Annotated in this window: 7 protein-coding genes; 5 read left to right on the forward strand and 2 right to left on the reverse strand. The window is 39.3% G+C overall.

Annotated features, from left to right (window positions below):
* The first annotated feature begins 25 nt into the window (after positions 1-25).
* The 3 genes from ESB04_RS12005 (at position 26) to ESB04_RS12015 (ending at position 6,190) form a co-directional block, all read left to right on the forward strand.
* Positions 26-1,342, forward strand: coding sequence for a SusE domain-containing protein (locus tag ESB04_RS12005; RefSeq protein ID WP_164969660.1), 1,317 nt, complete (start codon positions 26-28; stop codon positions 1,340-1,342).
* Between the two features lie 217 nt (positions 1,343-1,559).
* Positions 1,560-3,404: a glycoside hydrolase family 13 protein gene (locus ESB04_RS12010; RefSeq protein WP_164969661.1), complete on the forward strand. Its 1,845-nt coding sequence runs from the start codon at positions 1,560-1,562 to the stop codon at positions 3,402-3,404.
* Positions 3,401-6,190: an alpha-amylase family glycosyl hydrolase gene (locus tag ESB04_RS12015; RefSeq protein WP_129027998.1), complete on the forward strand. Its 2,790-nt coding sequence runs from the start codon at positions 3,401-3,403 to the stop codon at positions 6,188-6,190. The genes ESB04_RS12010 and ESB04_RS12015 overlap by 4 nt, the downstream gene beginning before the upstream one ends.
* 12 nt (positions 6,191-6,202) lie before the next feature.
* On the opposite strand, the gene ESB04_RS12020 is transcribed toward ESB04_RS12015, so the two are convergent.
* Both ESB04_RS12020 and ESB04_RS12025 read right to left on the reverse strand, forming a co-directional pair.
* Positions 6,203-7,825: a hypothetical protein gene (locus tag ESB04_RS12020; protein ID WP_129027999.1), complete on the reverse strand. Its 1,623-nt coding sequence runs from the start codon at positions 7,823-7,825 to the stop codon at positions 6,203-6,205.
* Positions 7,826-8,087: 262 nt separating this feature from the next.
* Entirely contained in the window at positions 8,088-9,551 is a 1,464-nt protein-coding gene (locus ESB04_RS12025) for a sulfatase (RefSeq protein WP_129028000.1), read from the reverse strand.
* A 175-nt stretch (positions 9,552-9,726) separates the two neighbouring features.
* On the opposite strand from ESB04_RS12025, the gene ESB04_RS12030 reads away from it, so the two are divergent.
* The gene (locus ESB04_RS12030) at positions 9,727-11,208 is read left to right on the forward strand and encodes a cryptochrome/deoxyribodipyrimidine photo-lyase family protein (RefSeq protein ID WP_129028001.1); all 1,482 of its coding nucleotides are present in this window, start codon (positions 9,727-9,729) and stop codon (positions 11,206-11,208) included.
* Positions 11,209-11,290: 82 nt separating this feature from the next.
* Positions 11,291-12,334: an endo-1,4-beta-xylanase gene (locus ESB04_RS12035; protein ID WP_129028002.1), complete on the forward strand. Its 1,044-nt coding sequence runs from the start codon at positions 11,291-11,293 to the stop codon at positions 12,332-12,334.
* The last annotated feature ends 48 nt before the right edge of the window (positions 12,335-12,382 follow it).

Consider the following 12,382-nt stretch of genomic DNA (forward strand, 5'->3'; position numbering starts at 1 on the left):
TAATACTAGAAAACATCATAAGATTATGAAAAAATCAATGTTAAAAATATTTTCACTTATCATATTCAGCCTTGGCTTAATATCCTGTGAAAAAGAATTCATTCAGCCTGTATTAACGGCGTCAACAGGCCCTAGCATCACTTTATCTAAGGCTACGGCAGTTTTAGTAAAGGAAGAAGTGGCCAATGAAGCTCTTACTGTCAGCTGGCCCAAGCCAGACTACGGTTTTACTGCAGCAGCTAGCTACACCATTTTGATTGATAAAAAAGGAGGTGATTTTTCGAAGGCTGTGGCTGTATCTGTGGGTGGAGATTTAAAGAAAACCTTCAAAGTAGGTGAATTAAATCCTATTTTATTGCAATTGGGTCTAAAAGCAGGAGTTGCCTCAGGAGTGGATTTTAAATTACAGTCGGTTATTGGACCTACCACCTCTTTTCTATCCCCTGCGGCTAGTTTTACCGTAACGCCGTTCTTGGATAAGCTTGACTTAAGCACTAACTGGGGAGTAGTAGGAAGTGCTACACCTGGCGGATGGAATGGTCCAGATTTACCTTTCTACAAAACAGACGTGGCGAATGTTTTGGTCGCTTATGTAGATTTAGCGGTGGGTGAAATTAAATTCAGAACTGACAATAAATGGGATTACAATGTGGGAGACGGTGGATCAGGATCCATCAAGGTGAATGGAGATAATATCAAAGTCAACACCGCTGGCTCTTACAAAATAACCCTCGACTTGACGAAAAACACTTACACCATTATTCCATATTCATGGGGAGTGGTAGGTTCTAGCGCACCTAACGGTTGGGGTGGTCCAGATGTACCATTCTGGTACGATCCTGCTACTGATCAGTGGAGAGCCATCGTAAAATTGGTAAAAGGGGAGATTAAAATCCGTTTCAACAATGATTGGTCGCTAAACTACGGAGATGATGGTGCCAATGGAACTTTAGAGGCAGGTGGTGCAAACATCGCCATTGGAGCCGACGGCTTCTATCTCATTACCTTTAACCAAAAGGAGTTGAAAGTGAAGATTGAAACTTTCAAAGTTTGGGGTATTGTAGGAAGTGCTACAGCTGGTGGCTGGGGTGGTCCAGATACTAAATTCAGGCCGGATTTTGGAAATGAAGGTATTTGGTACCTAAATAACATCTCTTTAAGTGTTGGTGAAATCAAGTTCAGACTAAACGATGACTGGGGAGTAAACTATGGAGATGATGGCGCTAATGGTTCCTTGGAATCAGGAGGTGCAAACATCGCTATTGGTTCTGCTGGGGTGTACAACGTGAAGCTGGACTTTAGAAATCCTGCTGCGCCAACTTATACTTTGATTAAAAACTAATCAATCTAGCCTTGTTAACTCCAATACATCGCTTGGGTTGATTCATTCATTAGGTAGGTCTGTGCTAAAGTTCAGATCTGCCTAATACAATGAATTTCTGCCGCTGGAATTATTTTTTTAGTATCATTCAATTATTCGTTAAATAATTGAACTCTCTTTTATTGACTCTAAAAAAGACTCATATCTACTTACCTCCTATTTACAAATGAATCAATTCATGAAAAATTTACTATTCTTCCTATTTCTACTAACAAGTTTAAATGGAATTTCCCAAGATAAATCGATTAAAGTAGAACCCATGAACTGGTGGGTGGGCATGAAAAACCCCAATCTTCAATTGGTAATACAAGGAGATCAAATTAAAACCGCCCAAGTAAAGTCGCCCAAGGCTGGCTTAAGCATCATTCAGGTTCACCAAGCAGATAGTCCCAATTATTTATTTGTGGATGTACGAATAGAAAAATCTGCTAAAGTGGGTATTTATCCAATTCAATTATTCCAACATGGCAAATTAATAGCTAGTATCTCCTATGCTTTACAAGCTCGTGAGCCGGGAAGCTCTAGCAGAGAAAGCTATAGCGCCAAAGATGTGATTTATTTAATTACACCCGATAGATTTGCCAATGGTGACCCTAGCAACGATGTGCACCCAAGCATGATGGAAAAAGAGATCAATCGCTCTAATATCTATTCCCGGCATGGGGGTGACATTCAAGGCATCATTGACCGCTTGGATTACCTTAAAAAAATGGGCTACACTGCCATTTGGAATATGCCATTATTAGAAAATGATCAAAAAGTTCAAAGCTACCATGGCTATTCCATCACTAATCATTACCAAATAGATCCCCGATTTGGTAGTAATGAGAAATTCAAAGAATTATGTGAAGAAGCAAAAAAAAGAGGGATAAAAGTCATCTCGGATATTGTGTTAAACCATATTGGAAGCGGTCATCATTGGATGAAAGACTTACCATTTAAAAATTGGATCAATCACGGTACCCAATTCGTATCTACTAACCATCGCAGAGAATCACAACAAGACCCACATTCGTCTAAGGCAGATTTGAAAAGTCAAGTAGATGGCTGGTTTGTGCCTTCGATGCCAGATCTAAATCAAAACAATCCCTTTTTGGCCAAATACATCATCCAAAATACGATTTGGTGGATTGAATATGCTGGTTTAGGCGGTTTGCGTATTGACACTTATCCCTATTCGGAAAAAAAATTCTCCAATGCCTGGACGATGGCCGTGGCACAGGAGTATCCCAACATGAATATGGTGGGCGAAGAATGGTCATTAAACCCCATCATCCCCTCCTATTGGCAAAAGGGTAAAATTAATCCAGACGGGTACCGCTCCGGCCTGCCCAGTTTAATGGACTTCCCCCTCCAAAATGCCATTCAGGAAGCTTTAAACGAGCCAGAATCTTGGAATCAAGGACTCATGAAGATTTATTCGGTGATCTCTAGTGATATCGTTTATGCTGACCCATATAATCTAGTTATCTTCCTAGACAACCATGACATGAGTCGTTTTTACACCCAAGTAAAAGAGGACAATGATCTATTTAAAATGGGGCTCTCTTTGATTTGTACTTTAAGAGGTATTCCACAAATTTATTACGGAACGGAGCTGAATTTCGCTAATCCCAAAAGCAATGAACATGGGGAAATTAGAAAGGATTTCTTAGGAGGTTGGCCAGGAGATGCGCAAGATGCCGTGTCTGGGAAACAATTGAAGGCACAAGAAAAAAATACACAAGAATATTTGGCCAAATTACTGAATTGGAGAAAAGGAAATGAGGCGGTTACTCAGGGTAAAATGATGCATTTCGCGCCAAAAAATGGTATTTATACCTATTTCAGATATACTGAAAAATCCAAGGTCATGGTTATTGTGAACAAAAATGCCCATGAAAGTCTGATTGACCCTACCTGGTATCGTGAAATTTTACCGGCTCAAGCTAAATTGAAAGATGTAATGAGTGGACAAATTTCTAACTTAGGTAATTCCATCAAGGTGGCTCCTAAATCTGCATTAATTGTAGAAGTTCTATGAAATTGAATTTCAACAAGTTAATTATCTTTTTAAGTTTATTATTCCTAAATGTTAAAGCTCTTGGTCAGGTTACGACCCAAGAGCTTTTTCCAAATGGGGAAAATGAAATCACCATTATCGTTGACCTAAAAAAGGCCAAGGACTCACGCGCTGTTGGTTTGTTGGGTAAATCCTCCGACATCTATTTATGGTCAGGTGCAGGTTCTAGCCTCGGCGGAAATGCTTTCCAATACCAACCTAGCGGTCAAAGCAATTTTTCTCTTCCCTTTGAAAAAGGAAAAATGAATGCCTTAGGAAACGATGTTTGGTCCATTAAACTCACCCCTAGATCTTTTTATTCCGTTCCAAGTGGAACGCCAATTGCGAAAATTGGCCTTTTAGTAAAAAATGGGGATGGAAAAAGCCAAACTGAGGATTTTGTATTAAACCTCTATTCGGGTCCTCTGGCAGTCAAATGGCTCAGTCCTAGCGAAAAATTCACACTTACTGAAGTCAATAGTCCCCAGATATTTCGGGCCAAATTCTCTAGCAAAGCTAAAGCCGAACTGCGACAAGGCTCTACGATTATTTGGTCACAGGCAAATACAGATTCTCTGCTCTTAAATTATACGATTGGGTCGGAAGCAGGAAAATCCTATCCATTTATCCTAAAATTGGAATCAGGCAATGTTAGCATAGAAGATACCATCCAGTTATTTACCAAACCACAAGTTAGCATCAAGGAACGACCAGCTGGTATCCAAGACGGCATCACCTATGTAGGTGACCAGGTGTATTTATCCCTATATGCCCCCTTGAAAACCTTCGTCTATGTGGTAGGTGAATTTTCCAATTGGAAGATAGACCCCAAATATCTGATGTACCGTAGCACGGATGAAAATCGGTTTTGGATAGATCTAGGGGCTTTTCCGCCCGGAGTAGAAATCGCTTATCAATACTATATCGATGGTACTTTAACGCTGGCCGATCCGCTATCAGATAAAATTCTAGATCCCAACAATGACCCTTTTATTAACACAAAGACTTATCCTAATTTAAAAAAATACCCTAGCGGTGCTTCAGGAATCGTTTCTGTATTTGAAAGTGGTCAAAAGGAGTACCCATGGACCATCAAGAATTTTCTTAGGCCCAAACAAAATAATTTACATATTTACGAATTATTAATCCGCGATTTTGTGGCGGATAAGCGCTACGCCACCGTGGCAGATTCTTTGCCTTATTTAAAAAGATTAGGCATCAATGCACTGGAATTAATGCCCGTGATCGAATTTAGTGGCAACGATTCTTGGGGCTACAATCCCATCTTCTATTATGCGCCAGACAAGGCCTATGGAACTAAAAACGATTTAAAATATTTGATAGATAAATGCCATGAAAATGGCATAGCGGTGATTTTGGACATGGTGTTGAATCAGGCCGACTATGAAAATCCCTATGTCAGGATGTATTGGGATGGTAGTAAACCGAGTGCCAACAGTCCCTTTTTCAACGTTACTGCCACCCACCCTTTCAGCGTTTTTTACGATTTCAATCACGAGAGTTTACATACCCAATGGTTGGTGGATAGAGTCTGTCAATACTGGCTGACTGAATTCAAAGTGGATGGCTTTCGATTCGACTTGTCTAAGGGATTCACACAGGTTAATTCAGGTAGCAATACGGATCTATGGGGGAAATACGATGCCAGTAGAATCAAAATCTGGAAGCGAATATTCAATAAAATTCGTAGCTATGACCCAACTGCTTATGTGATATTGGAACATTTTGCTGAAAATCTGGAGGAGAAAGAATTAGCTGAAAATGGTATGATGCTTTGGGCCAATGCCAAATTTGATATGACCAAAATATTGCAGGCATATACCAATACCTATGATTGGATATCATACAAATCAAGAGGATTTCCGAAAGCACATTTGGTCAATTACATAGAAAGCCATGACGAAGAGCGTTTGATGGTGGAGCTGTCAGGTTCAGGTGCCAGAAAGGTATTCAGCGCCACTGAGAAATTGGATCGAATGAAATTGGGGGCCGCCTTGTTTTACCTGATTCCTGGCCCCAAAATGATCTGGCAATTTGGAGAATGGGGTTATGATGTTTCCATCAATACCAACGGACGAACGGGTGCTAAACCCCTTCTTTGGAATTATTTACAAGATGCTAATCGAGTGAAGTTATTGGGTGTCTACCAACATTTAGCCAACCTGAAATTAAGTAAATCCATCTTCCAAACAGAGGATTTCAGGTTGGACGTGGCCAATGAGGTCAAGCAAATTAATTTGAGTGAAGGCAATACGCAAGTGATTCTCATCGCCAATACAGGGCCAGAAAGTAAATCCATCCTATTTACATTTCCAATGGCTGGAAAGTGGTACGATTATTTTACAGGAAAGTCATTTGATGTCACCAACAAAACTTTACCTATCAATCTAGTGAGTGGAGAGTTTCATCTTTTTGTCAATGAGGCGTGGAATAATAAAAATCTAAATCTGGTACCTTGGGATAGTCCTTCCTTCCAAATCTTAAGCACCACTATGGAAATGGAAAACTCTTTTCAAGTTTATCCCAATCCAGCCAAAGACATCATCCTTCTTTCTTGGAAAGCCGGAAATCAATCAGAGCAAGAGCTTAGTGTCATAGATCTGTTGGGACGATTGGTTTACAGTGCCGTCATCCCACAAATCCCCAATGCTCAAAATGAGTTGAACCTAAGTCAAATGATTTCACTGACGCCTGGTCTATACATAATTCAAATGGGAAATGCCATCCGAAAATTAAGGGTGGAATAAATCCATTGTTAATCAATTAAACAAGGGTTTATGGATTTCAAACATCTGGTACTGTCCGTAAGGCAGCGTATTTTTATAGATTTCCACTTGACACTCCCATGCTTTTGTATTAATCCATCCAGGCAAGGAAGGAACGGAAGTTTTGGCGGGGAATAAAAACATGTTTTGTCCCGACTTCAATAAAATCATAGGCACATCCCACATATTACTGGACTTCAAGGTCTGTTGATAAACTACTAAAGGGCTCAAAGAATCAACCACCACCTGTTTCGAAATTAGTTTCATTTGAGTACTATCCAAATTCTTCAAAAGAACTTCTTTCCTATCAAACTGGGACGACCTCATTTGTTCATTTGATATCTGGTTGAACAGTAACAAATGCTTGAAAACGCGGCCATTGAGTCGATGAGGAATATCAACCAGCTCATTAGCTGCCAAATCACGGTAATAAGGTTTCACCTGTCGGGCATCCACATCATCGGTACTAAAGAAATAATTCACCTGATGATTCAGCATATTAAACTTCAAAGCAGACATAGCCACCAACGTGTTTTTTGCCTTTATTAGGGAAGGGAACATGCTTAGCGCATAGAAGGATAAGGATAAAATTAACATGCCTTTGGCTATATTTTTGTGGTATTTCATTTCCAAAAAATACAGGTATAGGCATGCCGTTTTAATGGCTGGGTAAAGTAAGTAGCGCGACTCTAGCTTAGACCGAACAATGAAGGTTAAAAATAAAAGGAGAGTAGACCAAATTAGCAAGGCCCCAAGGATAATTTTGGTGTGACTTAAATCCTTTTTCCAATAATCGATGATGAGGCGATAAAATGTGAACAGTAATAGGCTGAATTCAAAAACAAAATAGATGATTGAAAAACGAGTTCCCAAAGTACCAAAGGGAGGCGCATAGTTTTGAATGATATTTAATATTTTCTCCTTGGTAAAAGAGGATAATATGGAGCTTATTTCCGGACGAATTCCTGTATCCTCAAATTGAGAAAAATAAAAAAACAGAACCAAGCCCCATAAAAGTAAGATTTTAAGATCCAATTTTCTGGTATAGTAACATAAGATCAAACACCAGATAGGTAGAAAAAGTAAGGTTTGTGCCGAGGAAATTAAAGCCCAAAATATAAAAAAGAAGCTCCAGCCTACTCTATTTTTATTCAGAAAAATGATGGATAGTAAAATCAATAATAAGGAGGCAAAATTCTGAATACTGGTCATGGCCCACAAATAACCTTCGTCATAAATCAGTGAGCACAACAAAAAAATGGCAATGAAATTCTGGTATATGTGCTGGGTACTGTGCTTGATAAATAGGAGCACAAAGGCCAGATAAATAAGAATGCCTTGAAGTGCCAAATAAGACAAATTGATGTAGCCAAAAAGTTTTGAATTTAAGAGAAATAGTAACTTGGTCGTGGCAATGATGTGTTCATTATAATTGACAAATAATTGCCTGAGGGTATCTAGGGTAATTCCTTGAATATCCATATTCCTGCAAAAAGCAAGCACCATGACGTCATCGTACCATGGGACATCCAAACTAAACAAAAACCAGAAGATAATTAGGGAAATGATAGATAAGGCGAAAAGCCATTTTAAGCCCAATTCTTTAACAGAAAGCATACTATTGATTATCAGTTAGTTAGACAAATAATAAGTAATACAGCGATCTATTTTGCGCTAAAGTTGGCAAATTTAAAAAAAATCAAGTTTCAAAATCAATGAATAATGCAATTTTTATACTGGAAAACTTGAATTTAAACGGATGGAATCCTTGACCTAATTCCATTTACTCAACAAACAATTTAAGGCCTGAGACTTAGGAGAAATTAAGTCTAATTAAGTTGATTAGAAGTTTATCTAAATCGCTACAAAAATAGCCTCGCTAATTAATCTCCACTTGTTTGCCTGTATTCTTATCTGTAGGCATGGGTGCCTTGTATTTGATCAAATAAGACTTTAAGGATTGGCTGAGTTCAGCGCTTTTATCGGGCAAAGAGTTCACCAGATTATGCTCTTCCCCCAAATCATGTTCCAAATCATACAACTCCTTCTGCCCTGTACGCAAATCATACACAAGCTTATATTTTCCTTTTCGAATAGCCGATTTATAATTTATCCCAGGTCCATCCTGATCAATCCATTTATTAGGATAATGCCAAATCAATTCCCTGCTTTCATTTTTCTTACTGGTATCTTTCATATATGGCAACAGACTTTGTCCATCCACTTGCTGAATTTTTTTGGGTAGGGAAATTTGGGCCATTTGCAATACAGTTGGAAACACATCTTCTGCCATCACGTATTGTTCTGTCACTTGATTGGGTTCAACCACCTTTGGCCATTTCACCACCAAAGGAATTCGGATACCTCCTTCATAGACAGAACCCTTACCTGCTCTTAAGGGCAAATTTTGCACATGTGGCTTTTTCCCTCTAGCGGGAGCTAAACTTAGCCCCCCATTATCACTTAAAAACAAGATGATGGTATTTTCTGCTACCTTTTTCTCTCGTAAAAATGTCATCAAATCCCCTAAGCTTTTATCAACTCCTTCTACCAAACTCGCATACCTAGCCTCTGTAGAATCCAAGCCCGCATTCAGGTAGGCTTGAAAAAAGCGATCATCTGCCAAAACGGGAGTATGTACTGCATAATGCGATAAATTTAAATAAAAGGGCTGCTGTTTCTTAATAGGCACTTCCAATGCCTTGAAAGCCTCAAGTGTTAATGCCTCTGTTAAAAAAATGGAGGAACCATGGTATTCCTGCAAATCCGGAACCGCTTGTACTGACCACTTTTGAGGTATATTTCCAAAATTATCTTTTCCATAATAACTCTGCGGATGGCCAGCCGCATGACCAGCAATATTTACTAAAAATCCCATATTATATGGACTAGCTTGTGGTGTACCTGCCGCCCCCCAATGCGCTTTTCCAACATGAATAGTCCAGTATCCCGCTTCTTTTAATAATTGAGGGTAAGGAGTATAATCCTTGGGATCTAATCCATTAATTTTCCAAGCACTCGCACTAAACTGCTGGTCGGGCGCATCACTATTCTTATCCTTCACAGGAGAGGTCCAGTTTGTTACACCATGATGAGCAGCATTCATCCCCGACAAAATACTAGTCCTCGTTGGGGTACAGACAGGAGTGGCATAGGCCTGAGTAAATCTAACCCCTTGCTTGGCCAATAAAGCCATATTAGGTGTACGGTAATTCGGATTCGTAAAATCAGTCCAACCCATATCATCCACTAAAAAAGTGATAATATTAGGTCGCAGCTTAGATTGAGCAAAACTTGAAGTATATATACAAATTAGGCTTAGAAGGGTTAAAACTTTCTTCATCCATCGAGTTATTGGGAAACGGAAATAAGTTAGGAAATTATTCTGAATAGATACTCATCCCTAGTAGGACTGTCCTGTTAGTATCAACCGGCTCATTTATAAAAGCTACTATTTCGTATACCTCATTCAACAAAACCATTTGGAAGGCTAGGCAGTTAGATGAAAAAATATCACATTGAATAAACCTGGAATTAATATTGTCTGGTTCAAACGCGATTTAAGATTCACAGATCACGAGCCCTTGTTTCGCTCTTTGGAACAAGAAATTCCTACTTTATTGCTGTATTTTTTTGAGCCATCCCTCTGGCAATTTCCTGATATGGATGTCCGTCACGGGCGTTTTATCTATGAATCGCTTTGCGAAATGCAAGGTAGATTGGAGGACAGAAATGGGCAATTGTATATTTTCCATCGAGAGGTCATACCAGTTTTTGAGGCACTCCAAACCAAATATTCCATCAAACATCTTTTTTCTCATGAGGAAACAGGAAATGCCCTTAGTTTTCAACGGGATAAAGATGTGAGCATTTTTTGTCAATCCAATGGCATTCATTGGCATGAAACTCCCAATAATGGTGTCGTCCGACGTTTAGCTTCCAGAAAAAACTGGCCAAAACGCTGGGAAAAAACCATGAGCCAAAAGCCCTTTTTAGTGCGAGAAGACCATTGGAATTTACTCAAATTAGCTCCTGAATTTTTTGATAGTATTCGGGGAGAAGAAATTCCTGCTGAATTCAAAATACGTCATCCACAATTTCAAGAAGGAGGAGAATCTTGGGGCTGGAAATACCTAGAAAGCTTTTTAAAAACACGCCATCAAGGGTATGGCCAGTCCATCAGCAAACCCGAGGCGAGTCGACGGTCCTGTAGTCGCATCTCCCCCTATCTCAGTTTCGGGAATTTGAGTATGCGCATGGTCTATACATTTACCAAACAACACTACCGAGCGAATGGGGCGAATAAACGCGCACTAAACAATTTTATATCTCGCTTGCATTGGCATTGCCATTTCATTCAGAAATTTGAAGATGAATGCAGCATGGAATTCAAGGCCGTCAATCGGGCATTTGAATCCTTGAAAAAAGAACCTAATCCCAAATGGATAAAAGCTTGGCAGGAAGGTAAAACAGGTGTGCCATTGGTAGATGCCTGCATGCGTTGTGTGGTGGCAACAGGTTATATCAATTTCCGAATGCGTGCCATGATAGTCTCCTTTTTTGTATTTAACCTTTGGCAAGACTGGCGCGATTTAGCCCATTTTTTGGCTAGGCAATTTCTAGACTACGAACCTGGCATACATTATCCTCAAATACAAATGCAGGCAGGTTTGACGGGAGTGAATACTATTCGCATTTACAATCCTATCAAAAACTCTTACGCACATGATCCAGAGGGGGAATTCATCAAAAAATGGATTCCCGAATTAGCACAGGTACCCTCCACCTTAATTCATGAGCCATGGAAACTCAGTGAACTAGAGCAGGAAATGTATCATGTGACTTTGGGCACGGACTACCCCTTCCCCATCGTAGACGTAGAAGCTAGCCGAAAAACCGCCTCCGAAAAAATTTATGCCATCAAAAAAAGTAAGGAAGCTAAACAAGAGGGAAAAAGAATTTTGCAAAAGCATGTCAACAATCCTCAAAAAGATTCATAGATTAAATTATTCTATTAAATTCCCAGCAGAATCAACCTTTAAATTGATTTAAACTCTGACCCAGATTAGGAAAAATCTATCTATGAAAACTTTTTTAACCTTTGCATTTCTGAGTTTTAGCCCTTGGGCTTGGGCTCAGCAGCAGATTAATCCAACTCAAAACCTAAAAAACTTAGTTTCTTATCCACTAGGCGTAGCGGTAAATCCCAGATTATTACACGAGAACGAATCTTACCGAAAAATTGTGGCAAGCGAATTTACAGGTTTAACCGCTGAAAACCACATGAAAATGGCATTGATTCATCCAGAAGCAAATCGGTTTGACTTTAGCCAGGCGGATGATATCGTTAGCTTTGCCCAAGCACACCAACAACGTATGCATGGTCATACCTTAGTTTGGCATAATCAAACTGCTACCTGGATGAAGGAATTTCAAGGTGATCAAAAGGCATGGGAAGACATGCTAAAAAACCACATCCAAACAGTAGTCAAACATTTCAAAGGAAAGGTAAAAGGCTGGGATGTGGTCAATGAGGCATTTTTAGACGATGGTAGCCTTAGGCCTAACATTTGGTCAGATCATATTCCTGATTATCTAGCCAAAAGTTTTATTTGGGCACATGAAGCCGATCCTGATGCACTTCTTTTTTACAATGATTATGGACAAGATGGTAAGCCAAAAAAAATGCAAGCCATTTTACATGTGGTGGAAGATTTCAAAAGACGTCAAATCCCTATTCATGGATTAGGTCTGCAAATGCACATTTCCATTTTATCCAAGAATGAACAATTAAAAGAGGTGATTCAGCAGGCAACTGCCACAGGACTTCAGATACATTTTTCTGAGTTGGATGTAGCAGTTAATCCGCAAAATATATCGGATTATCAGTATGATGAACCATCAAAAAAAGAACAAATACAAAAATACGAGCTGCTCTTTCAAGCTTTTGAAAAAGTACCCATGGCCCAACGTTACGGTATTACTTTTTGGAATGTAGGAGACCAAGATTCTTGGCTTCGGGGATATTTTAAAAGGCCCAAAGAATACCCCTTATTATTCGATGAAAACTATCTAAGAAAACCTGCATATCAAGCACTTTTTCAAACTCTGGATAAAGTCCAATAATCCTGCCAAATACTCTGTTGGAATTAAAATTTGCAGCTTTTGCATCTT

The organism is Aquirufa rosea, assembly GCF_004118285.1.
Taxonomy (GTDB): Bacteria; Bacteroidota; Bacteroidia; order Cytophagales; family Spirosomataceae; genus Aquirufa; species Aquirufa rosea.

What these genes read in the sequence shown, in the direction of transcription:
- ESB04_RS12015 (WP_129027998.1), top strand. Translation starts at nt 3,401, where the DNA reads ATGAAATTGAATTTCAACAAGTTAATTATCTTTTTAAGTTTATTATTC.
- ESB04_RS12005 (WP_164969660.1), top strand. Translation starts at nt 26, where the DNA reads ATGAAAAAATCAATGTTAAAAATATTTTCACTTATCATATTCAGCCTT.
- ESB04_RS12010 (WP_164969661.1), top strand. Translation starts at nt 1,560, where the DNA reads ATGAAAAATTTACTATTCTTCCTATTTCTACTAACAAGTTTAAATGGA.
- ESB04_RS12020 (WP_129027999.1), bottom strand. Translation starts at nt 7,825, where the DNA reads ATGCTTTCTGTTAAAGAATTGGGCTTAAAATGGCTTTTCGCCTTATCT.
- ESB04_RS12025 (WP_129028000.1), bottom strand. Translation starts at nt 9,551, where the DNA reads ATGAAGAAAGTTTTAACCCTTCTAAGCCTAATTTGTATATATACTTCA.
- ESB04_RS12035 (WP_129028002.1), top strand. Translation starts at nt 11,291, where the DNA reads ATGAAAACTTTTTTAACCTTTGCATTTCTGAGTTTTAGCCCTTGGGCT.